Genomic DNA, 24,355 nt, shown 5'->3' on the forward strand with positions numbered 1-24,355 from the left:
CTAAGTTTAAAAAGTCTATCTTTAGATAGATGCATTTTTCTGAAAAATTTAAGGCGCGAACGTTTTAATCATATTCTCCATAGTTATTAGCATCCAAATTTCATATTGATCCTTAATTACCTATAGGAATGAGTCATATTGATTTATGCACTCAAACTAGATATTGGTTTTTCTTGATTTTTTTGAACACCAGGTAGCTTAAGATTCCCGACTTCTTACTCCCTTCCCACTCAAAGAATACTGATTTAGAATTAACCACAAAGGACACAAAGGGCACAAAGGGGGAGGGAAGATAGGTAATCTTATGCCGGGAAGGGAGTAAAGGATATCAATGGCTCATGGTAGGTCTGACCCCTCAGTATCACGATTTTACGTGATTTCCACCGAATGCAGAGACGTGCAAGCGAAAATTTACCTGCGGTACACTCCGCTCTGCACGTCTCTACACGCCTGTTTTTATGAAATGATGGGCGCCACCCCCGAATCGCTCTTCTGTATCCGTAAAAGTTGTCGGGAATCTTAAACAGAATCTTAAACTCCCCAAATATTTAATATTTTATTTAGATTTACTTGAAGCGATATTTTTTCTTGATACCAGATTTATGACCATTGGCTGGGGTTCGTGCTGCGGATTTTTTAGCTGATGAAAGTGGTGCCGATTTTGCGCTTCTTGGAGTTGTTTGTTGATTACGTCCGGTTTTTAGTCTGTTTTTACCCTGTTCTTGAATTGGTTTGGGCGATTTGTGCGGGTCGGTTTCAAAGCCTGCAACCGCTTCTCTAGGCAACCTAGTTCCAATCAGTTTTTCAATATCCGCCAATAGTTGATATTCATCAACGCACACTAGCGATATAGCTTCACCTTTTGCGCCTGCACGACCAGTACGACCAATACGATGAACATAATCCTCCGGTACATTGGGCAGATCGAAGTTAACCACATGGGGTAAACTGCTGATGTCAAGACCCCGCGCGGCAACATCTGTTGCTACCAATACCTGTAATGTACGATCCTTGAATTTTGTCAGAGCAAAGGTACGTGCCGACTGACTTTTATTACCATGAATTGCCAGCGCTTGAATGCGATCCTCTGTCAACTGCTTAACTAAACGATCAGCTCCATGCTTGGTGCGAGTAAACACCAGCACTTGATACCACTCCTGCCGTTTAATTAGATGAGTAAGTAATTGGCGCTTCTTGTCGTGGTCTACCTGGTATACTTTTTGTACCACTGTGTCAGCAGTAACGTTGCGGCGTGCTACCTCAATCATCGTCGGGTGATTTAGTAGCCCTGTGGCGAGTGCCTTAATCTTATCTGAGAATGTGGCGAAGAATAGTAAGTTTTGCCGCTGTTTGGGCAGCAGTTTCTCGATGCGACGTATATCAGCAATAAAGCCCATGTCTAGCATTCGATCTGCTTCATCTAAAACAAAAATCTCAATTCCTGACAGGTTGACTGTACCTTGTTGCACATGGTCTAACAATCTTCCTGGCGTAGCAACGAGAATATCTACGCCATTTCTCAAACGCCGTTTTTGCTGATTAATATTGACACCGCCAAATATTGCTATTGATCTTAAATTCAGGTATTTGCCATACTCATACACACTTGACTGTACTTGTGCAGCGAGTTCGCGAGTTGGGGTTAGAATCAGCGCGCGGATTTTAGGGTATTCACTAGCCGTGTTTTTGAGGCTATTGGACGACAACCGATGCAGTAGTGGGAGGGTAAAGCTTGCAGTTTTTCCAGTACCAGTTTGGGCGCCTGCTAGTAGATCACCACCCGACAATACAGTTGGGATTGCCTGCATTTGGATTGGCGTGGGTTTGATGTACCCTAGATCAGTGACAGCACGGATAATTTCATTCGACAAGCCGAGTGTAGAAAAAGACATAATACTCCATAAATAACATCGGCTTGCCCAAAGACTGAAAGCCCCTGTTCTAAGGGGCTTGTAATCCTTGATTTAATTATGGCTCAGGTGTGACTCGAACACACGACCAAGGGCTTATGAGTCCCCTACTCTAACCAACTGAGCTACTGAGCCGTTATTCGTTAACAAACTTTGTTTAATAAGTGTTGTCCAACGATTCATTAATATAGCACAACGTTAATGTCTTGACTAGTCTTTTTTAAATAAATTTCCAGTCAATAATTGGTAGCTCATAAAAAGCAAAAGAGGGAGACTGGCTCCCTCAACCGTTTGGTTGCGTCAGTGCGTTGAAGACAGCCAGTAATTACACTCGTGGAGGTAGCATTGCAATTGGGTTAACTGCGCCTTTACCTGATGGGTGAATTTCAAAGTGGCTGTGTGGACCAGTACTAAAGCCGGTGCTTCCCATTAGGGCAATAATGTCACCTTGGTTAACTTGTTGTCCAGCTTGAGCGATGAGTTTGCTGTTGTGACCGTAACGAGTCATACTGCCATCAGCATGACGAATGTCTACAACGTTACCGTAACCACCGTTGTTCCAACCTGATTTTTCAATTACACCAGGTGCCGCTGCATAAACTGGAGTTCCAACGGAGTTAGCAATATCGATACCACGGTGCATTCTACCCCAACGCCAACCGTAACCAGATGTTAAAACGCCTTTTGCAGGCCAGATGTAAGCTGCATTTCCAATACCTGGAGTAGCTCCAGGTGCAGTTGGTACAGGCGTATTTTCATCTATTGGTCTGGGAAGATATCTATCAACCGCAGCCAAAGGTGGTAACTGTGGAGTTACCGTTGCTCCTCGCATGTTACCTAAAGATTCAGAGGCATTTACAGTTGTTGGTATGGGCGGTACCGATAATCTATTGTTGTTGTTGCGAGCGTTACGCGAAGTCCATTCTGGGTTAACAGGCTGGGTACTGTAGTTTGGTGCCATAGGTGTTGGAACAGGAATGGGCACAGCTACATTTGGTCTTACGGTAGGAAATGGAATTCCAATATTATTATTGCGTCCTGATGTAGGAATTACAGGTACAACAGTATTTTGAGTATAGGTGGGAACAGGAACCGAGACGTTATTGGCGTTAGCTTGTGTCGGTACTTGAGTCCCTGATTGTTGAGCGCGATATTTCGCACGTAAACGCTCGATTTCTTCCTGCAAGCTGCGAAGACCTTGGTTTTGTTTCGCCTGTTTGTCCCTTACCTTCTGTCGCTGCTGCACTTCAGCAAAAACTTTAGGCACTGGGGTATCACCACCCACGCCGTTTGCTGATGGGTCAACAGGTGTAGAATCTAAAGCTATGGAAGCTTGTGTTGAAGAAGGAGTTGGTACTACTACTGGAACTGTTGTGTTATTACTTACTGAAGTATCCAATCGCGCAGGTGTTGGAACAGCTACGTTGCTTGCTACCGAAACCTGATTTTTTGTCGCGACTTTATGAGTGGTATTTATAGAAGCATTTTCTACTGGAATATTTAGCTTTTGGCTAATTTTTAGCTCATTTGGGTTTTGAATCCCATTCGCTTTAATTAGCTCGCTTACTGAAGTACCGTTGCTGCTTGCAATTGCAGCTAGTGTATCTCCAGGCTTTACTTCATAAACTTTAGATGTAGAAGGTACAACAGTTCCCACAACATTATTTGAAGGCGTTTGAGAAGCTACATTCCCACCCGCAACTCCGTTCAACCCTGAGTTATTTGTTGCTGGATACTGCGACAATCTAGTGATTGGCGCCGTCTGTTGTGTTAAAGATTTTTCGCTTTGTTGAGACTTAAACTGGCTAAGAGTATCTCTTAATCGATTAGACTTTTGCTGTAAGCGATTTATTGCAAACTCTTGCTGCGCTTTGAGTTGAGCATCGACATCACTGTTACTGTCAGATGAAGATACTACTGGTGTGCTTGCTGTGAGTGATTGAACAGTTGAACCCGTTTTCACTCCGTAACTTGTTGGAACTGGCGCAGAAGCTGATAAACGCGACTGCACTCTCGCAATTGCACTCGAAATTCTCTGTCCTTTATCAGCTGTTTGAGACTCGGTTACACCGTTCTCAACTGCTGCTGTTTTGGTTGCTACAGTTTGCAATTTAGTACCAAGCCCTGGCACCTGTGAAATTGCTGTTGGTTCGACTACAGGAACGGGATTCTCTGGTGCCGAAACATTCGAGACGGCTTGGGTTCCCATCTGGTTCGCAGTTGCTAATTTCACCCCAGTGTCACCAGCAGCAGGAATGGCAGAAGCTGTATTCTGGTTGCCCACAGGTTCCGCTGCTAGGGCTTGGTCGCTTTGCCGAGTCACAAAGAGGCTGCTAGCTCCCATTGAAATTGCCAAGCCAATCATGGCTACACTTGTCCGCGTGCGGCGGTTTATTTTTTGACTAGGTAAATTCAAACTGTCCACCGTGGCATCCTCACTGGGGTTAACTTCTAATCTAGCCTTTACTTTACTTTTTAATACTCGTTTCAAAGACGACCTCCTATGATCGCTAGCGCTTTACTGACCTCGATTTTGTTTTCAGTCAGACAATAGTCAATGATTTAGATCACTATAAACGATTGATCAAGATCACAGTCACCAGAGATACTTACGCAAGATTAACCTGGTTCTCTGATTTAGACAAGTTCATCATGATTCAAAAAAATATATTTTTTTGTTTACTCGTCTTATCACTCCTCACCATCATACATGTCACCCTCTTTACAGTTATCGCATTATGTGCATGCCTTCAGGATAATTTTAGACAAACACATCGGTTTTGCGCGTAAAGCAATTGAAAGTGCGTTTAACATGTTACGAGTAGACAATTATATATGTCTATGAGTTAACAATACGCATTTTTCTGGCTTTTGCCCCGTCACATAACTTCCACTCCACGAGAATTTACGTTGATTATTCCCAAAAAAACAACCGTAATAACAGGGCAGGCACTTTTACACCCTAATTTGTCTGCGCGTTGTTCTTAATTCTTCAAATGCCTAATATGACTGGATTATAAGCTTTTGGTTCCTCTTTTTTAAAGGATACTAATTTACAAAAATCTATGTTTCAATATCGAGTTTACCTCGTCGAATATATACAAATTTCTTATATATCCATACGCATTTCTATAAGTGAAATTACTTATTTTGACCCAGCATACATTATTTATTGTATACTTGCCCACAGAAATTATACTTAAAACAAATTGTTTTTATAAAATAAATTAGTAGCTATGGGCAATATTTTCTTTGTGTATAGGTAATTCAATCAGCTAGCTCGCTAATCGTAGCTAATGCTCTCTCTCACAATTAATTTTGTAAGTTCAATAAAAATATAGCTCTAGCTACTTGCTTAGTTTAAGTTTTAATGGTATGAGCTTTCAAAAATCATTCAAAAAATCACTCTAGCAAACCCAACTGGCGCCTAGCTTCAAATAGACCGACGGCAACACTCACAGAAAGGTTCAAGCTGCGAACGCCAGTCTGCGTCATCGGAATATAAAGCATTTCATCGCATTTACTAATTGCTTCGGGTGGTAAACCAGTAGTTTCACTACCAAATAGCAACCAGTCATTAAGCTCGTACTGGAAACGAGAATAATTATGGCTACCTCGCACGCTAAAGCCTAGACATCGACCTCCATACTGCTGATGCACCAATTGAAAATCCGTCAATGTCTCGTGATAATGCAATTTTACGTATTCCCAATAGTCCAAACCTGCACGTTTTAAGTAACGGTCGCTTAACTCAAAGCCAAGTGGACCGACTAAATGAAGTTCTGTACCTGTTGCAGCGCAAGTTCGGGCAATATTACCTGTATTTGGCGGTATTAGCGGATTAATTAAAACAACTTGAGGCATTGAAGCTAATGATTTATCTGTATTCAAATACACAACTTGTATCTAACTGCCAATCTACCCATAGAGAGAGGACAATGATAGCTTTTATTAATATCTGTCAATCTTACACGATTGATTAGAAATTTAAAACAGACAAAAAATTGTTTTTAGAGAACTTGACAACAAAACAGTTCTAAAGGCCACACCAGCAAATATCTATTTTTTATATGAAGTTTTAGTAAAGAGGAGTAATGAGTGCTGAGTGCTGAGTGCTGAGTGCTGAGTGCTGAGTATTTAATTTTAACTCCTAACTCCTAACTTCTAACTCCTAACTTTCGACTCGACTCAGCACTCAGCACTCAGCACTTTCCACTCTACTAAGCGACTGATGAGCAGATTTTGTCTTCTAATTCAATTTCGCGCTCGTGCGTAGCGGCAACTGCTTGTGTCAAAACGCAGCGAGTACTAACACCTACAGCGTGGAGTTGTAACCATTGCTGTGCTTCGTTGCCTTCGCGGAGAATTTTTTGTAGTGGTGAAAGGAAACAACTGAAGCCGTTTTGTTTGGCTGTTAGAATGGCGCCATCGTAAAGTGTACTTATCCAGTCACGAGCAGTTATGGTTCTCCCGTCCTGCCAATGTTGAAGTTTGGCATCAAGACTTAGCGTTGCGGCAGCAATTTCGTTTGCTGAAGTAATATCGATTAGTTCGTCTGGGGTAAACTTACTGTTTAATAGGGGGTCTATGTTCGGGTTTTCGATTAGCTGTAGCAAACGCGCTTCGAGTAACGCACTAATTGAGAGTAAAGCTATAGGGTCTGTCACTAAATCGCAAATTCTTAATTCCAACCGATTTAAATCGTAAGGGCGCCCATTTCCATTTGGACGTACTGATGACCATAGGTGACGAACATTCTGCATTGTACCTGTTGCTAGTTGTTCCTCTACCCATTGAATATGGTGGGCATGACTTTTAAACAAAGGTACACGCCCGGGTGTTTGTGGAAAAACTCCCCAACGAGTTGAGTGATATCCTGTTGCTTCACCATCCATAAATGGCGATGCAGCGCTAAGTGCCAAATATAATGGTGCTTCTAGTCGCACTAACCTTACCGCGCGCATCAAAGTATCTGGGTCACTAATACCAACGTTGATGTGAATACTAGCAGTGACTACTTTAGTCCCGTATGCTTTTTCGATGTAGTCATGATAGGGGTTGGTAGGGTCTGAACGGAAAAATTGCTTACTTCCTCCCAACGAAAGAGTACTTCCGGGAATTATTGTATAATCACCCAATTGGTTTAAGTACGCACGCAATTGCTGCCGAGGACGTAGCAAACTACACAAGAGTTGTTCATAACTCGATGCGGGTGCAGTTACATACTCAACGTTACGGCTATCTGGTTCGCGAACAAATCCTTCTAAAGAATCGGCAATTTTGTCGGAGAGACCGACGATATCACCATTCGGTGTACCTGTGTACATTTCTACTTCAAAGCCTTTCAATAGCACCACTCAAATGTCTCCTCGTCTCTCCTGTATATCTAAATTGTATCGAACATCACGATTTGCTGCCTATGCATTTTGGTTGAAATGTCATTAAAAGCTTATATATCAAATGTTTGAGACGCGATATATAGAGACGCGATTAATCGCGTCTCTACATTATGTGTTTGATGTTGATTACTTGTGTTGCCGCGCGTATGACTAGAGAATGACGGTAAACTAGGTCGTTAAGGTCGTCAGCGTAACCACCACCGATAACACACGCAACTGGATAACCTGCTGCGATACAAGTAGTCAAGACTTGCATGTCACGTCTAAAAATTCCTGTGTTGGTTAAAGCTAGTTTACCTAGTTTGTCGGCGATATGGGGGTCAACACCTGCGTCGTAAAATACTATATCTGGCTTTACTTCTGATAATAAGTCTGGTAAGTAACGGCATAAAGTTTGCAGGTAATCATCATCTTCCATCCCTACGGGTAAAGGAACGTCTAAATCACTTTTTTGCTTGGTTCCGGGAAAGTTGACTTCGCAGTGCATTGAAAACGTGAAAACGCTGTCATCTCCTTGAAATATAAATGCGGTTCCATCTCCTTGATGTACGTCTAGGTCTATGATCAGAACTTTCTGCACCAAGTCTAATTTTTGCAAGACGCGCGCTGCTACAGCTAAATCATTAAAAATACAAAAGCCTGAACCATAATCAGGAAATGCGTGATGAGTTCCACCAGCAGTATTACAAGCTAATCCAGACTGTAAGGCTAAAGTCGCTGTTAAAATTGTACCGCCAACTGCTACACAGGTACGATTCGCTAATGCTGGACTCCACGGTAAACCTATTCGTCGCTGTGCTTTTGTATCAAGAGTTCCTTGACAGTATGCGTTAACATATGAATTTGTATGAACTAACTCAATTAGCTCCTGCGGTGGAAGCGTTGGAGCGTGAAATTGGTTAGCATAGGCAACACCATCTTTCAATAGTAATTCGTAAAGTAACTGGAATTTTGCCATCGGGAACCGATGACCCTCTGGTAGTGGAGCGACATAATCAGGATGATAAACGATTGGCAAATCCATTTTGTTGTTTTGTGACAAAAGCGGCGCCTGTATTCTACGTTAAAATCTCTAATGTTGTATATTTTACTCATTATTCAAGCGATTTTAGCTGAATTTTTTCTTGATCACTCAGTTACATTGGCAGTCGGTGCGTGACGCTACAAGTCTTATTACTACGTTCAAGTTTTTTCGTAGCGTCACGCACCCTACTGTTCTTCTATAATTTAGTTTTAATAACTGGCACATTGTACTGATATTTATAACTACTAACTGGTATTGTAGAAAATGGCTAGAGTTATCTGAGATGTAATATCTGAGATGTGATATTTGTGTGTTGTTGTTAAGATGAAAATTGCTTATGTTACAAATGCAAGTGATAGTACCAATATTATTCGTGTTTCTTGGTACAGTATCAGGAGTAATCGGTGAAAGAGTAATTTACAAACGATTGAAAGATTTTGTTGCAAAGCGCAAAATACCAGGTAGCGAAATAATTATTCAGTCGCTACACCGCATGACTTTGCTTTGGTTTGTGCTTGCTGGGTGTTATGGAGCTATTTTATTATACCCCGATTTTACACCGTCTATTGAAAGTGCGCTGCAAAGAATTCTGACTATTGTTTTTCTATACTCGGTTACAGTAGTTTTTGCCCGTTTAAGTGCAGGTTTTGTAAATATATACGTTCGCAAGTCACAACTTATTTCAGCGTCGCTGTTTGCGAACATTGCTAAGACTACTGTTTTAGTGTTAGGTACGTTGATTTTACTTCAAACAGTAGGTATACAAATCACTCCAATTATTACTACTTTAGGAATAGGTGGTTTGGCTGTTGGTTTGGCATTAAAAGACACTTTAGAAAATTTCTTTTCAGGATTCTATTTAATTTTCTCTAAACAAATTAGAACTGGTGATTACCTAAAACTTGATGGTGGACATGAAGGTTATGTAACAGATATTACATGGCGAACTACAACAATTCAAGAATTAACTAATAATATTATTATTGTACCTAACTCTAAATTAGCAACTGCAATTTTCACTAATTGCCATCTTCCTGTTAAAGAAATTAGTTTGACTGTAAATGTTGGTGTTGATTATGAAAGCGATTTGGATTATGTTGAATCTGTAACTATAGATGTTGCAAAGAAGGTTATGCAGGAAGTGGCGCCAGAATTGATAAATAATGAGCCATTTATTAGATATCAAAAGTTTGGAGATTTTAGTATACATTTTACTGTATATATTCGCGTTAATGAATTTTTTGATCAACGCATCGCGCGACATTTGTTTATTAAGAGGTTACACAAAAGATTCAACGAAGAAGGTATTAAGATTCCTTATCCTCAGTATGAGTTACATATGCAACATTAGCAACGGATACAACGGATGTAACGGATGATTTATTTGTTACAAAAGTTGACTTGACCAAGAAAAAAATAGAGATTCCCAAATCATCTGGAGATATTTACATTAAAGAAGTTGGAATGATTTACGCTCTTTGAGTGTTTGAATTACGAAGAAGTAAAGTTGTCAAAATTCCCAATGCAATGGCGCCTGATATTGTTACTGTTAGCAGTGGCAGATTATTTGACTGTTTTATTGCAATAGCAATTAATGCCCAAATTGTCACTCCTGTATAAGCAATATCTTGGTATTTTGTACACATAATAGACGCTAACCCAGTGGCAATTAATACCATGATAATTGTCCATGTAGTTGGAGAAATACCCCAACCGTTCCAATCGGACGCAAAAAGCGCGCAAGCAACGTTTACAATTGTAGCTACGCTAATCCAACCTAAATAAATACTAATGGGAATGCGCGCGCACCATCTATAGCTACGAGTTATTGTGTTCACCAATCTTAACTGTAAAACGGCGCCGATTAGTGGCAACAAAATAAACAGCATGGCAACAACCGATAGCGCAAACATTCGTGATAAGAACAAATATACCCATGTGATTTGAGCAATACAGGCAATGATTAAAAACAATCCAGCTTTGCGTAGATATCGATTGTTTCGCCCTTGGGGTAAAATTTGATAGACTCCGAACACGAACAAACCAAGATAAATTACTCCCCAAATCGCAAAAGCATAATTTGCTGGAATAATTAAAACATCCTTGAACACAGTATTAGATATTGCACCAATACTAAGTCCACCTATAGGAAAAATATTTGACCACACATTAACAACAAATGCAGCAATGATAGCGATAAGTGTCGCAAGCGGTAAAAGAAGACTTTGATCAGAACTAGAGTTAGATTGTTGCATAGAATTTTACGTGCATAAGTTTTGATAATTTGAGGTTCTATTTGCATGTTGGCGCCGAGTACCAATTATGTTGAGTAGTAGCAGCAGAAGCAATGACTAGCTCAACTTCTCCTTTATTATCCACTACCCATCCGCTAGCTTCTATTAAATTATCATTATTTACTTTGGCATTATTTACGTTGTCAGCGCGCGTTCTAGTAGTGTGAGGACTTAGTAGATTATCAGCATTACGAAAATCTTGCCATATAGTTTCACCCAATAATGGCTGTATCGGTGATGTTGGAAGACCACCTCGTCCAGAAATAGTAAATTTATTTCCGTTTACAGCGCTACAAGTGTTAGTCACTTGAGTATTGTTATCTAAAAAACTAAGTGTAAAAGTGTTTATTCCTTGAGTGATGTCAGCTTGAGGAACGTTTAAATTGACCACACCATTGACACCAAACTGCGAACTTGCTGTGATATCACTTTGTGGTGTGAGTTGAGAACGAAACTGTCCACCTAAAAATCCTTGAGTATTAATTTTGATGTTGCCACCACGACCGTCAAACGCTTGAGCAATAATATCGCTGTTTTCTAACTGTACAAGCAGTTGTGCATCAATTATAATATTTCCGCCATTGCCTTGACTTTTAGCTGTAGCTGTGATGGCGCTGTTTCTTTGCATCTGCAATAATTGAGTTTGAAGACTAATGTCACCACCTTCCCCGGAGTTTGAAGTTGCTTGAATACTACCTTGATCTAATATCAAAGTATTTGCTGCGATGCGTAATTTCCCCGCATTTCCAGTACCGTCATGTTGGACACTTATTCGGGCGCCATCATTAACAACTATTTTTTCTGCGTTTATATGGACTTGACCTGTGTTACCACTTGGTACAGGTGGTAAAAAGTAAACAAACCGTATTGCATCGCTCAAAATAAGAGCATTTGAGGAAATTTCAGATGGTGTTCCATTAAGTCCTACCCCAGATACTCTTATAGTATCAGCATTAACTTTTATTGCGCCTGCATTGCCTGTAGCACCTGCAATTGAACCAACTCTAGCACCATCTTGAATTATTAATTGACGGGTATTAACTAAGGTATCTCCTCCTTTGCCTTCACCGGAAGAGATAGTTCCAATGCTGCTAGGGGTAAAAAGAAATTTATTTGTTCCGAATACTTCAATTTCACTAGCATCTATAAGTAAATTACCACCTTGTCCTCTACCTGCACCTGGCGCCGGAACTCCTAAACTCAAAGCTCCAACTAATACATTTGTTGATATCGAACCACCATCTTTTACAGTTAAGCGTTGAGCAGAAACCTTGATATCACCGCTACGTCCGGAACCAAAAGAAACACTCAACAAACCACTATTGGTGTCAGGAGCTAAGAGACTCACTCCTACTACTTCAACTGTTCGAGCATTAACTGTTATACTACCGCCATTCCCAGTTCCAGTACCAGGTAGCAAAATTCCACCAAGCGGTTGATTTGATGAGAATGAACTAATATCGGCGCCGTCAAATAACTGTAATTTATCGGTAGAAATATGAATATCTCCACCATGACCAGTGCCAAACGTAGAAGCTCCGATACCGCTAGATATACCTTTTATTAAAGGGTTGTCACTAAAAGCGTAAATTGACTCAGTTGCATTAATATCTATAGTTCCACCTTTTCCGCTTCCGTAGGCAGAAGATTGAACTCCATCTCCTTGTTGCAGGTCTAATTGTTTGGTAGAAATACGAATATTACCACCAGCACTAGCGCCAAAACTCACTGCACCAATACCACTACTAAAAATTGGGTTTAAAAGATTAGTACCCTTGCTATTAATACTTTCTGTTGCATTTATATAAATATTTCCTCCGGCGCCAGTTGCGGAAGCAGCAGAAAAAGTACTGATAAAACCACCGTCTAGCAATGTAATTTTTTGAGATGATACATTTACGTTTCCTCCGGCGCCAGCACCTAAATTTGCGCTATCAATACCACTATTTAGAGGGCGAGTTAAATTATTTTGACTTTGGTCAGGAGAAAATCCACTGATATTTATTGTATTACTTTTAACGTCTATATTTCCAGCGTTTCCTTTACCAAGACTTGCCGTTTCAATTCTGCCCCCATCAGTTATTGTGATTTGAGGTGTAGTTACTGAAATATTACCACCATGTGCATCAGCATCGGCGGTAACTACACTGGTAATTCGAGAAGTTATTGATTGAATATTATCACTACCACCAATATTTAAAGATTGAGTTGCTTTAATATCTATATTTACTCCTGGTTGAGTACCTGGTGTTAAACTAGTAATTTGTGAACCCTTATCTAATGTGATATTACTGCCTTGAACCTGAACGTCACCTGTTTGTGAAAAGTTACTTGTTGAAATATTGGATATATTTGCACTGTTTAATAACTTAATATTTCCAAATTTCTCTACCTTGTCGTACCCTAAACTCAAACCTGGGGTAACAGAATTAATACTAATACTTCCATTTTCAACGCTACCTATTTCTATTCTTCCTGATGGTACTGTAATTAATCCTCCATCCAAGCTAATATTTCCACCAACTAAAGCTAGAGTTTTTCCTGGTGCAATAGCTAAACCTTGATTTGTTGTCGGTGCATTTTCTGTACCTTTTACTTGAATTGTTCCTTTATTACTATTCAAATTTAAACCAATAGGTACACTAATAGTTAACAGTGGATTTGATATTTCATTAGTAAAGAATTTTGTACCGTCTGCAAAATCAATACTGTTAGCTGTTGTTGCGAGAAATGAGCCACCCATTTCTAAGCGTGCATTGGCGCCAAAAGTTATCCCATTCGGATTTAATAAAAATAAGTTAGCATTACCTAAGACTCCGAGTGTACCATTTATATTTGAAATATTGGCGCCTATGACGCGAGTCAATATGTTAGTAACACCATTGGGGTTTGTAAAATAAACACCTTGTCCTTGATTTATATTAAATTCGCTAAAGCTATGGAAGAGGTTACTTCCTTTAATAATGCCTCCTTCAATAACAATACTTGGCAACTTATTGATATCAACATTAGTTTTTACCTGTGTAGGAATGGTATTATCGGGAACTATTTGAGCCAAACACCTCGGCGCCGCACTACAAAACCCTAAAATACCTAAAATAAAATTGGTGATAATTGAGTTGATTGTAGTTCGTTTCATTTTTCTTGCTGCCGTATCAGGTATCTAAGTCAACAAGGTAAATGTCAATTATACTGACTGTTTAGTTCCCAATATTACCACTACTTACGTTTGGATTTGTTATGAATTATGAAGTATGTGCGGCATAGCCACCGTACCTTTATAAACCCATTACTAACCGATAGTGGGTTTCTAACTGGGCTGCTGTTTTGGATTTACGTGATTTTTGCCACTCACTATGTTTTAATAATTCTTGCCGTAGGTTATCAACATCAATTGTGGTAACTTCCCCTTTAGCTACTATTTGCTTTCCATTTACCCAGACACTATCTACTACGTTAACTGGGCGCCCAAGTACTAGTAATCCAATTGGGTCTGTACGCGGTAACAATGATAAGCTGGTTAAATCATAAAGTACTAAGTCAGCTATTTTACCAACATCAAGAGAACCATTGTCATCACCCATATTTAATCCAGTGGCGCCTCCTAATGCAGCCATTTTGACAGATTGATGTGGTGTTATCCAGTGTTGATAATCAAAATCAGTCACATTATGTACTATTGAACCAATTTTGATCGCTTCGAGTAAATCTTGCGAGTCGTTACTTGATGCACCGTCACAACCAAAAGAAACGTTAACACCTGCTTGACGATATTTTAAGATAGGGGCAATACCACTACCTAAACGCAGGTTACTAAGTGGGTTGTGAACGACAGTAGATTTTGTAGCCGCAAGAATAGCAATATCACCATCTGTAAGGTGGACGCAGTGTGCCAGGGAAGTGCGGTAATCTAAATAGCCTATACGTTGAAGATGTTCAACTGCAGTACATCCATACTTTTCTTTAGCAAGTTTTTCTTGTGCTTTGGTTTCGAGTAAATGTGAGTGTCGGCAAAGGTTGTATTTATCGCTTAGTTCTGCACATCCTTTAAATAAAGCATCACTACATAGCTGAATACCTGTAGGCGCCACAGCAATATTAATACCTTCTTCGGGACGGTGAAATTGTTTGACAGCTTCTTCGATAATATCGAGTGTTGCTTGGGTGGAACGAAAATAAGGTTCGTAGGTTTGCTTTGTATCTCCAGATGGTATACCAGCAGCAAGCGACTCATCCTGAATAAGGGGAGCAACAAAAGCGCGAATTCCAACTTCTTTGTACGCGCGGACTGCGGTCGCAATAGTTTCGAGTTCTTTACCTGGAATTAAAACTAGATGGTCTACAACGGTAGTACCACCAGAAAGTAAAGTTTCAACGGCAGTACCCAATGCGCTTAAATAAACTTTTTCAATATCAAGCGGTGCAAAGTCGTATAACTCAGCTAGCCATAATTCGAGGGGAAACATGGACATTATCCCCCGCTGCCACATTTCGGAAGAATGGGTATGGGCATTAACAAAACCTGGAAGTAAAAGCTTATTATGAGCGTTTATTGACGTACCAACAGTATCAAGTTGTGAAGAGACGCTCCTTATACGACCGTCTGCAATTACTACATTAGTACTAGCATAATCATTCTGTGTGGCAATTAAAGCATTCTCAATAGTAAAGTCCACGATTTTAACCTTAATTAAGTAATTAGACTCAATAACGAATTTTCGAGTTAAAAGTTTATTAGGGAAGTAGTGAACTAATTCCCCTTCCCCAATATAAAACTGTTTATGAATTTACCACTTCGGAACTTAGGGATAGCGCCAAACGCTTGGTCTGTCAATCACGAGGTTGCTGATATTACTCGTCGTCCACTATCTCCACAACCTGTCATCTTAACAACTGCAACGAAACAAGTGCGTATTGATTTAGCGAAAACTGCCATTCTCGTTATCGATATGCAAAACGACTTTTGTCACCCAGATGGTTGGTTAGCGCATATCGGTGTAGATGTTACACCCGTGCGGCAACCTATTGAACCATTACAAAAGTTATTACCTGTGTTACGCCAAGTTAATATTCCTATACTCTGGGTAAATTGGGGTAATCGTAAAGATTTAATGAATATTAGTGCTAACGTACTACATGTATATAATCCCACAGGTGAAGGAGTGGGTTTAGGCGACCCATTACCAGCAAACGGTGCCCATGTTTTAATGGCAGGTAGTTGGGCAGCGGCAGTAGTAGATGAACTCGAAGTGGCGCCTCAAGATATTCGCGTCGATAAATATAGAATGTCAGGGTTCTGGGATACGCCTTTAGATAGTATCCTGCGGAACTTAGGACGCACAACACTATTATTTACAGGTGTAAATGCCGACCAATGCGTGATGGCAACACTTCAAGATGCGAACTTTTTAGGATATGACTGCATATTAATAGAAGACTGTACTGCTACAACATCACCTGAATATTGCTGGCAAGCAACTATATATAACGTCAAACAGTGCTTTGGTTTTGTCACCAACTCCCAAGCAATTTATAAAGCAGTAGGGTGTGTGACGCCATAACAATTCTTAAACGAAGCAAGGATTTAGTAGCGTCACGCACCAGAACAAGGAGTTAATAATCACATAGGAAATATCTATATGCACGTTAAGAGTTGTGTTATTCCTGTCGTTAAATCTCCCAAAGACTATCAAGTCTATCGTATTAGTCCCCATGATTCAAATCGATTAGCAATTGTTTTCGACACCGCTAGTGCCAACACTTCATTAACCTGCTGCGTAGAAATTTTTGATGTTGGCGGAAAAACTCCACCGAACCGTCATCAATGGGCAGTAGAAATGTTTTTCGTGCTTAAAGGAGAAGGAGTAGCTATCTGTGATGGCAAAAATGTTTCAATTAAAACCGGAGATAGTTTATTGGTACCACCTACAGGTACTCACATGATAAAAAATACAGGCGCCTCACGTTTATATACTTTAACAATCATGGTTCCAAACGAAGACTTTTCCGAGTTGATTCGTAGCGGTACTCCTGTAGAGTTGGACGAAGAAGATATGTTGGTACTCAGTAGATTGGCGCCTTGATTTTACAACTTCATTGTGGCACAGCGTGGCACAGGCATCCTGCCTGTGCTTTAAGATTTGTGAACTAATCATTAAAAATAAAAAAGCCTCTACCAAACGATAAATAATATATCTGTTTGATTTTGGCTCTTTAGAATGAGGGAACTGATATTGTAGATTCGTAAACTAAAACTTATACATTTACAAAATTCTGTAGCAAGTTTTACATTATGGCAGGCAAAACACAAGCAAAAAGTAACCAGGATGTTAATCATAATGAAGATGACAAGCAACCTGCAAAACAAAATGGCGCACAATCTACAGTTGATAATGAATTATTAGAAAAGCTTGATTCTTTGCGCTCAACGCTTAGTGGTGATTTGACTGACTTAGAAACAGAAGCAGCAGTTGAACTAGTTAGCGAATGGCAAGGTGTACTGCAAAAAGTTAAAGAACCAGAAGTAAAAGAAATTGCTTCACACCTGAAAGAATTAGCAAAACTCCTGAAAAGCAACAAAGCTACAGGACATGAAATTAGTGAAGTTTTAATTGAAATTGGCGAACAGACAGCTAATTATGCTGCGGACGCTGAAAAAGACGTAAAAACTCCTGTTCGACAATTGGGTAAGCAATTAACTAAAGTTGGTAATACTGTAGGTAAAATCGAAGAACACGAACAAATCGAAGAAATCGACGGTTTGATAGATACTTTAGATGGTGATTTGACACAGGTTGATAGCGAAACTTCTGTAGGCGCCATTGATTCCTGGTATAAGGTGCTGCATAATTCCGAAGATGAAAGTTTGAAAGAAATTGCCAACGGGTTGAAAGAACTGAAGCAAGTATTAAAGCGTAGCAAACCTAAAGCTGGTGACATTGCTGAAGTTTTAGCTCGTTTGGGTGAGCAAACACAACAATCTGCTCATAAAGCAAAAAGAGGATTTAAAGGTCATATCCAACGCTTAGGTAAGTTGCTATCTAAGACCGCAAAATCTTTAGAAGAGTAATGGCAACAGATGCAACAGATGTAACGGATGCTTCTTCATGTCATGCTGAACTTTCATGTCATGAGTCCCGCAGTGAAGCATCTCAATATATCTCAGTATTTAGAAACTTCCAAAAATTAAATTATGTATATTGTGGAATGGGCATCCTTGCCCGTTCCTGACCTAGGACAAGTACAGTTGAATTGGATTATGCAAAACACGCTAATATTTAAATCCTTTTTTCTGGCGACCACTGTTTCATACATACAGTTCAAGCACTTTTACTTAAAGTTAGGTGCGTTTCTCGAATTCCCAAAATCCACCATATGGACTTAGCAATTTCAATGAATAGATCAGGGAATAAGTTTTATCCTGCTCTAGTTGATGGAATAAACTCCCAGTAAAACATTATAAGGCAACAATATTTATGGCACCATAGCTATGAATGGCACTTACTTAACGTATTAATGGTGCGTGAAAGCACTGTATTTGGCGTTACATTGCTTGATAGTAATAGCTTTCACGCACCCTACCCCAATTTATTGGCGCCTCAAAATGCTTAAGTCAGTGACATTCCACCATAGCTATTGCTGAAGAATTAGCTCAAAAGTAGCATTTGCTCCCGACTGGGTATATCCTACGAAGTTTGACGATTTTGAAATAAAACGTTACATTATTTAATATCGGAGTGGTTCCACCCTCTGGTATCGGTTTTATGGTATCTCCCATCGATGTATGAATTAGAACAAGCCTCGGTACGGTAGCCGGGGTTTTTTCGTGGCTAATTTTCATGGATTGGTAACTGAACTGTAAATGTTGCACCTTTATCCGACTGCTCAAGTTTAAATCAGACAATTTCTATCTTTGTACAGAGGTAATAGTAGATATTTTAAATTTATATTAATTTTTGTCTTAGTTAATACAGATTTATGTTGATTTACTCCTCAAATAGGCGCCGGATTTAGGAAGAAGTATAAAGATTTTATATATAAATTATAAATTTGTGATATATTTGTTTACTATACAGTCAAAATACACAGGGAAAGCTTCAAAATTAAAAATTCCTCAACCTAAAGGTAGAATCAATACTTGTATACTCTATTTCAGTCTTTAGATTCGCAGGTGAGATACCTTAAGTTATAAATATATCTGCGATATAGAGTCTGAATTCATTCGCAAGATAGTGTGTATTTTTGACGCGAAAATATAAATTAGTAATTAAGAAAAGCAAATAACCCGAACGCAATATATATATGGGGGAAGTTTGAAAGGTAGTTTCAGCAGCGTAAGTTACTTTTCATTGTAACTTAAACTAACAAGCACGTATTTGACTTATTAAAACCTCAAAGGGGATTGATTATGGATAACACTATGTTTGAATTAAGTCTAGAGCAACAATTCCAAATGCGCTTAATGCAAGAGTCTGCTGAAGAACTGTCGCGCGAGCAAATGTTAGATATATTGATGCAAACCTCGCGTATGTTAATGGTAAAAGACAACATTATTCGTAATTTAGTAAAGAATGGTACGCTGTAAGACTTTAGGTGGAGGTTATAAAAACGTTGATAATCTCCACTTGTTTTATTTACTCTATTTTTTCTCGGCACAACCTTCTAATAGTTTGTTACCCAAAATAAATATAGCTGAATAAGGATATTCTGTTTCTGACATTCCATCGCTACATGCTGCGTTGGCTTTTTTGATAATTAAGGTATTGTCACTGCGAAGTTTGTACGCGCGTACAGTGTCGGTGGTACGTCCCATTGCGGTGAGGGGTGCGACATAAGCGAAGGTTTGTTTTTTAGCATCTGGTGTCGAAAGACTGATACCGCGTTTCGTTAAATTTACACTCCAAAATGGCTCAGTACCTCGAATCTCAAATTCCTCTATTTGTGTGCTTTGAGTTGAATTTGTAGGTGCTGGCTTTGAAGTTTGTGCAGCAACTGTATAGTTTGTAATTATCATCAGAACAATACTTAGTAATAATACGTAGATTATTGTTTTTCTCCAATAGCTTTTTAATAAATGAACTTTTTGAAGCATATTAATATATGTTTGGATTTGAACTTTTGATGAAATATATTATTTCTGTATTTATACCATAACATATAGCAGTCCTATATGAATTATAAAAAAATAATCCACGTAGAGACCGTATTAATTCGGTCTCTACAACTGCGGGTGGTAAGATTCCCGACAAGTTTTACGTGCGTCGGGAATCTTGAGGGAATTTTGTTAAATTACTTCTGGCTTTTGAACATTTGATGTGGTGGTATGTGAAAGTCTTTGCTTTTTGGATGGCGGTTTTCCTGTTTTGATGGCGTAGTTGATCGCTAACAGTTGTAACCATAAACCTGGGTTGGTTTCTAACCATTTTTGATTTTTGGCAAGAAAATTAGGTAGCCAACTGCTTAATAACGCACTTACTATTGCGTGACGGGTAAAGTTAATGTAATTGCCTAGCCAGCGAAATAAATCTTTGGCGCCTGCTAATTCCCAAATCCACGGTAGTAGGGCAGGATTTTTTCTTGCTGCTTTTAATGCTAGTTGATTAAATGTTAACCAGTCGAATCTGTCTTTGATAAAGTTTTCGGCAACTTCAGGAGATGAATCTGCTAGTAAGCCAAAGAAGTTATTCAACATTGAGTTGATGCGTTGGGGTGGTAAGAATTTCCCTGTTGGAACCATCATTCCTTTGGAAAACATCCACGTTACAGCTATGTTACTTTGGAACGCGCGTATTTTATTTAAATGTTGTGCGCTAAGTAAATCATGTTTCAGTACACAGTCGAGAAGTCTGGTAAGACGCTCTAAATTGCGAACTAATGAACCAAATCCTGTAAATACTAGCGGTGATTGTAATGAAGCTGCATCTCCAATTGCAACTAATCTATCAAACGCAACGGTACGCTCGTTAGCAGTGGTACTGAAATGTCCAGGTATATACCCAAATGTTGGCTTTTTCCACTCTAACAAATCGATGTCACAGCGCCGATACTCTGGCAATATTGTGAAAAAGTCCTCGTACATTTCTAGTAATGAACCAGGGTTTTCTGCATTAACTTGGTGGTAGTGAAATAAATAAATTGTCAATTCATCATTTTCACCAGGGAATAATTCCCAAATTAATTGTCTACCTCGTGAAATATCGCCGTGACTGTATAGAACATCACCATAGTGTGAGTCCCATACTCCAGGTGAAAATCCACTAACTACTGCTCCAACTGTAGGGCAAACGCTGTCAAACGCACGACTCCCGTTCAACTGCCAAGCTATCGGTGAAGCAGTTCCCATTGCATCTACAAGTAATCGTGCGCTGACTTGTTTTTCTGTATTATTTGTTAAATTTTTAACTGTTACTTTGACTTGAGAAGTATCTGTATCAGCACGAATAAACTCTGTTTCCTCCCATATTTCACCTCCTGCGGTTTTCAATTTCTCACCGCATAATTGCAGCCATTTGTCTGATTTTAATGATATATTTAATACTGTTGGAGTATGTAGTACGGGCGCCTTTAGTTTTTTGGGATTGTTGGCATCAAAGAACTTGTTGAAACCATCTTTATATTCGCGCGCAATTACTGACTCGATTTCACTTGAAGTCACCAAGCCCAAATTAACCAGGTTTTGAATTTCATCTCGCGAAATATTCCATTCACGGTTCATTCGACCAAATGGTAAACGTTCGATTAGTAAGACTTTATACCCAAGTCGTGCCATTACTGCTGCGTGGATTACACCTAGGGCGCCGCCAATATATATTATGTCGTATTCTGGAGCGCCCTCGATTTCCTTTTGTGCTGTTTTAGTAGCTGTTTTAGTAGCTGTTTTAGTAAATACTACCTGTTTCGGCTGTTGCGGGTTTTTGACACCTTGGCACCATCGCTGTTCCCACCAGTACGCGCGTTTGAGGTCGTATTCACCATTGGGCATTTTTTGGAAGTACTTGACGGTAAGAGGGTAGTGTGGCGCCAAAGCTTCAAATATAGTTTGCTTAGATAAATCAATAGCAGGTGGTTCGGGGTATTGATTAGGGAAACGATTACGAATTTCTTTATTCAGACGCTTAAGAATTTGTGCCTCATTGGGAAAGGAATTATCTCCCCAGCGAAAAATTTTCAAGTAGGTTGTTCGTTGTACCGACCATACGAATATCGAAAGTTCTTGTTGTTTGTCCGGAATACTGGTATTTTCTGTTGTAGATTCACCCACTCTCAATCGAATTCCGTCAGGAGTCCTTGATTTTGAGCTTCTTTCTACTGTGAATTCTGTTTGCAGCCAGTCTCGAACCGAGGCTGTGTCAGGGGTTGGGATTTCTAAATAAAGCAGTTGTTTCATTTTTTGGGCATTCTCCGAAAAATCTACTCATTAAGACAGATTTAACAAACCTGTAAAGTGCGGTAATATCCGCCCTATCAGCTAGATGAAAATTCAGTAAAGAAATTTTAAGAGTTTATCAAAATTATCGTTCATTAGTTCGCCAATAACCTCACGCCATGAATTATCCCATCCCAAACAGTCCAGAACAAATTTTTGACCTGCGCTCTTCGCCAGTTGATGAAGAATTGGTGGCTGCTGCTATCGCGGGTGTAATAAATATCGTTCGTGCCCAAGGTCAATCACTCGAAGAACTTACAGCACAAGTTCTGGCTGATGACATGGTTCTTGACAAGCAGCAACGTCGCTGGTTGAGTCAGGTTGTAGCCCAAGCATGGGATAGTTTGTCATAGATTTATCATCAATATATAACTGAACAGTAATAGATAACCGTTGTTTATTTGGTTTGTTTTTTATAGCCTGATATAAAGTTGCCAATCATTATTTGTGGTGTGAGATTTAGATTCAGGGTTGTGTTTAAGATTGGCAACCAATCAGGTTAGGTTAAATCAATTAAGTCTTTGAGTGTATCGATTAAGGTTTGGTTTTGCTCGTCTGTTCCTACGGTAATACGTAACTTATCATCAAGACCTGGTTGTTTAAAGTAGCGAACTAAGATGCCTTTTTGTTTAAGTTCCAGGTAAAGCGCTTCGCTTGAGTGTTGTAGCGGTTGTACTAGCAAGAAGTTAGCTTGTGAGTTCCAAACCTTAAATCCTAGCTGCTTGAGCCTCAAAGCGAATTGGGTACGAGATGATTTTACCTTTTGAGCGCATTCGTTTTTATAACATTGGTCACGCATTGCTGCGGCGCCGACCATACAGGCGATAGCATCAATATTATAGCTATCCTTGACTTTAAATAGCCCCTTTAACAGTTCTGGGTTGGCAATCCCAAAACCCAATCTTAATCCAGCTAGGGAATAACCTTTGGATAGAGTTCGTAGTATAATTACGTTTTCAAACTCCGACACGAGCGTTAAAGCTGACTCTTCGGCAAAGTCAACATAAGCTTCGTCAACAGCTAAAACCCCTGTAAGAGATGAAGCTAATTTTCGTAAATCATCAATTGGAACAATGTGACCTGATGGACTGTTTGGTGATGCAATTAATGTTATGGCGCCATTTGCAGCAATTAATTCTTCTAAAGGCAATTTAAAATCTTCGCCATAGGAAATTTCTACGGTTTCTGCTGGCTGCATTGCGCTAAGAGTACGATACAAAACATAAGTAGGGATTGGATACACTACTTTGCGAGCGCCTTCGCAACAAGCCCGAATAAGTACATTTAAAATTTCATCGCTACCGTTACCAACAATTATCCAGTCGTGCGGAACACCCAGCACATCACTAACAGCTTGTCGAAACTCGTTTGCATATGGGTCAGGATAGCGTCGTAAGTATTCGCTATCAAGATTTTGCAAAACGGACATTGCCTTAGATGAAGGTGGATATGGATTTTCATTCGTGTTTAATTTGATAATTTTTTTTCCTGGTGGTGGTTGTTCTCCAGGTACATAAGGCGCCATTGCATCAACGTTAGGACGGAAAAAAGAAACCATGATTATTGTGGGGACGGGTTGACAAACATATTGTGGTAGGTAGGGCAAAGCCCCACTTACAAATTAGCTATAAGCTTATGCTACAAAAGGCTGGCGCCCCAACAACATCTATATACTTTTTACCACAGAGGCACAGTCATTTAATGAAGATAATAAAATCTATCCGGTTTCGGATTAATGATATTATAATTAACTAATAAAGTCTAAAACCTGATACCGAGCGTTTTATCGTCTGACATGGACTTTATTATCTTGATGGAAACATTAGAAAAAGAAGCTCAAGCTACTTGCTTACGTGAAATAGCTATGCATAAGGCAGCAGGTAGGAATATATATTATTCAAATCACGGAGTACCGACATTTGAAACGCCAGAAGGGAAGCATTTTGAATACAAAATACGTGCAGATGGAACATATGAAATTATTCGAGAAGTTCAGCCCAATAATCAGAATGGAAAAGTAAACGATAAAAATAATTATTGATTTTACTGATTAAGACAAAATGGTGCAAAAACCAAGATTTTTAGTAATTGCAGGACCAAATGCAATACTGCTCGGTTAAGAATAAAATCCCCCCAACCCCCCGCGTGGAAGGCAGGGCTGTTTCATTCTAAAAAGAAAAATCGCTATTGCCCTTTGTGTTCTTCGTGTCTACCCTGCGGGAAATCCTCCGGATTATGTGGTTCTTTAAAGAAATAAACCACAAAGGGCACAAAGGGCACAAAGAAAAGAAGAAGTTACGTGT

General features: G+C 39.5%; 19 protein-coding genes and 1 tRNA gene. 8 read left to right on the forward strand and 12 right to left on the reverse strand.

Annotated features, from left to right (window positions below):
* Positions 1 to 566: 566 nt before the first annotated feature.
* The 6 genes from AC2JBO_RS17605 to AC2JBO_RS17630 all read right to left on the reverse strand — a co-directional run bounded on the left by AC2JBO_RS17605 (position 567) and on the right by AC2JBO_RS17630 (position 8,333).
* Positions 567 to 1,892, reverse strand: coding sequence for a DEAD/DEAH box helicase (locus AC2JBO_RS17605; RefSeq protein ID WP_496954948.1), 1,326 nt, complete (start codon positions 1,890 to 1,892; stop codon positions 567 to 569).
* Between the two features lie 79 nt (positions 1,893 to 1,971).
* A tRNA-Met gene (locus AC2JBO_RS17610) sits at positions 1,972 to 2,045 on the reverse strand.
* Between the two features lie 190 nt (positions 2,046 to 2,235).
* Positions 2,236 to 4,401 (reverse strand): peptidoglycan DD-metalloendopeptidase family protein, encoded by a 2,166-nt coding sequence (locus AC2JBO_RS17615; protein ID WP_496954949.1) that lies wholly within the window; start codon positions 4,399 to 4,401, stop codon positions 2,236 to 2,238.
* A 911-nt stretch (positions 4,402 to 5,312) separates the two neighbouring features.
* Entirely contained in the window at positions 5,313 to 5,774 is a 462-nt protein-coding gene (locus AC2JBO_RS17620; RefSeq protein ID WP_496954965.1) for a tRNA (cytidine(34)-2'-O)-methyltransferase, read from the reverse strand.
* 356 nt (positions 5,775 to 6,130) lie between these two features.
* Positions 6,131 to 7,267 carry a glutamate--cysteine ligase gene (gene gshA, locus AC2JBO_RS17625; protein WP_496954950.1) on the reverse strand — a complete coding sequence of 379 codons (1,137 nt, stop codon included), beginning with the start codon at positions 7,265 to 7,267 and terminating at the stop codon, positions 6,131 to 6,133.
* A gap of 145 nt (positions 7,268 to 7,412) precedes the next feature.
* Complete coding sequence (locus tag AC2JBO_RS17630; protein WP_496954951.1) at positions 7,413 to 8,333, reverse strand: histone deacetylase family protein; 921 nt, start codon at positions 8,331 to 8,333, stop codon at positions 7,413 to 7,415.
* A 337-nt stretch (positions 8,334 to 8,670) separates the two neighbouring features.
* Here AC2JBO_RS17630 and AC2JBO_RS17635 point away from each other — a divergent pair, with 337 nt between their 5' ends.
* The gene (locus AC2JBO_RS17635; RefSeq protein ID WP_496954952.1) at positions 8,671 to 9,684 is read left to right on the forward strand and encodes a mechanosensitive ion channel family protein; all 1,014 of its coding nucleotides are present in this window, start codon (positions 8,671 to 8,673) and stop codon (positions 9,682 to 9,684) included.
* A gap of 118 nt (positions 9,685 to 9,802) precedes the next feature.
* Here AC2JBO_RS17635 and AC2JBO_RS17640 read toward each other — a convergent pair whose 3' ends face one another.
* The 3 genes from AC2JBO_RS17640 to AC2JBO_RS17650 form a co-directional block, all read right to left on the reverse strand.
* Complete coding sequence (locus AC2JBO_RS17640) at positions 9,803 to 10,588, reverse strand: TspO-related membrane protein (RefSeq protein ID WP_496954953.1); 786 nt, start codon at positions 10,586 to 10,588, stop codon at positions 9,803 to 9,805.
* A gap of 37 nt (positions 10,589 to 10,625) precedes the next feature.
* Positions 10,626 to 13,766 (reverse strand): two-partner secretion domain-containing protein, encoded by a 3,141-nt coding sequence (locus AC2JBO_RS17645; RefSeq protein ID WP_496954954.1) that lies wholly within the window; start codon positions 13,764 to 13,766, stop codon positions 10,626 to 10,628.
* Between the two features lie 139 nt (positions 13,767 to 13,905).
* Positions 13,906 to 15,303 (reverse strand): amidohydrolase, encoded by a 1,398-nt coding sequence (locus AC2JBO_RS17650; RefSeq protein ID WP_496954955.1) that lies wholly within the window; start codon positions 15,301 to 15,303, stop codon positions 13,906 to 13,908.
* A gap of 105 nt (positions 15,304 to 15,408) precedes the next feature.
* Between AC2JBO_RS17650 and AC2JBO_RS17655 the strand changes: the two genes are divergently transcribed.
* The 5 genes from AC2JBO_RS17655 (at position 15,409) to AC2JBO_RS17675 (ending at position 19,211) form a co-directional block, all read left to right on the forward strand.
* A complete protein-coding gene (locus tag AC2JBO_RS17655) occupies positions 15,409 to 16,188 on the forward strand; it encodes a cysteine hydrolase family protein (RefSeq protein ID WP_496954956.1) in 780 nt (259 codons plus the stop codon).
* A gap of 78 nt (positions 16,189 to 16,266) precedes the next feature.
* Positions 16,267 to 16,710, forward strand: coding sequence for a cupin domain-containing protein (locus AC2JBO_RS17660; protein WP_073623295.1), 444 nt, complete (start codon positions 16,267 to 16,269; stop codon positions 16,708 to 16,710).
* 209 nt (positions 16,711 to 16,919) lie between these two features.
* The gene (locus AC2JBO_RS17665; protein ID WP_496954957.1) at positions 16,920 to 17,696 is read left to right on the forward strand and encodes a hypothetical protein; all 777 of its coding nucleotides are present in this window, start codon (positions 16,920 to 16,922) and stop codon (positions 17,694 to 17,696) included.
* Positions 17,696 to 17,857: a hypothetical protein gene (locus AC2JBO_RS17670; RefSeq protein WP_496954958.1), complete on the forward strand. Its 162-nt coding sequence runs from the start codon at positions 17,696 to 17,698 to the stop codon at positions 17,855 to 17,857. The genes AC2JBO_RS17665 and AC2JBO_RS17670 overlap by 1 nt, the downstream gene beginning before the upstream one ends.
* Before the next feature lie 1,177 nt (positions 17,858 to 19,034).
* Positions 19,035 to 19,211 (forward strand): NblA/ycf18 family protein, encoded by a 177-nt coding sequence (locus AC2JBO_RS17675; protein ID WP_496954959.1) that lies wholly within the window; start codon positions 19,035 to 19,037, stop codon positions 19,209 to 19,211.
* Between the two features lie 54 nt (positions 19,212 to 19,265).
* Here the strand turns inward: AC2JBO_RS17675 and AC2JBO_RS17680 are convergent, their stop codons facing one another.
* Together AC2JBO_RS17680 and AC2JBO_RS17685 are read right to left on the reverse strand one after the other, a co-directional pair.
* On the reverse strand, positions 19,266 to 19,640 hold the full coding sequence (locus AC2JBO_RS17680) for a COG3650 family protein (RefSeq protein ID WP_496954960.1): 375 nt from the start codon (positions 19,638 to 19,640) through the stop codon (positions 19,266 to 19,268).
* 270 nt (positions 19,641 to 19,910) lie between these two features.
* A complete protein-coding gene (locus AC2JBO_RS17685) occupies positions 19,911 to 22,013 on the reverse strand; it encodes an NAD(P)/FAD-dependent oxidoreductase (RefSeq protein ID WP_496954961.1) in 2,103 nt (700 codons plus the stop codon).
* Positions 22,014 to 22,171: 158 nt separating this feature from the next.
* Here AC2JBO_RS17685 and AC2JBO_RS17690 point away from each other — a divergent pair, with 158 nt between their 5' ends.
* Entirely contained in the window at positions 22,172 to 22,405 is a 234-nt protein-coding gene (locus AC2JBO_RS17690) for a hypothetical protein (RefSeq protein ID WP_496954962.1), read from the forward strand.
* Positions 22,406 to 22,551: 146 nt separating this feature from the next.
* On the opposite strand, the gene hisC is transcribed toward AC2JBO_RS17690, so the two are convergent.
* Positions 22,552 to 23,610 (reverse strand): histidinol-phosphate transaminase, encoded by a 1,059-nt coding sequence (gene hisC, locus AC2JBO_RS17695; RefSeq protein ID WP_496954963.1) that lies wholly within the window; start codon positions 23,608 to 23,610, stop codon positions 22,552 to 22,554.
* A gap of 255 nt (positions 23,611 to 23,865) precedes the next feature.
* On the opposite strand from hisC, the gene AC2JBO_RS17700 reads away from it, so the two are divergent.
* Complete coding sequence (locus AC2JBO_RS17700) at positions 23,866 to 24,093, forward strand: MmgE/PrpD family protein (protein WP_496954964.1); 228 nt, start codon at positions 23,866 to 23,868, stop codon at positions 24,091 to 24,093.
* Positions 24,094 to 24,355 lie beyond the last annotated feature (262 nt).

It is taken from the genome of Calothrix sp. CBUCES-K 9914, assembly GCF_059640475.1.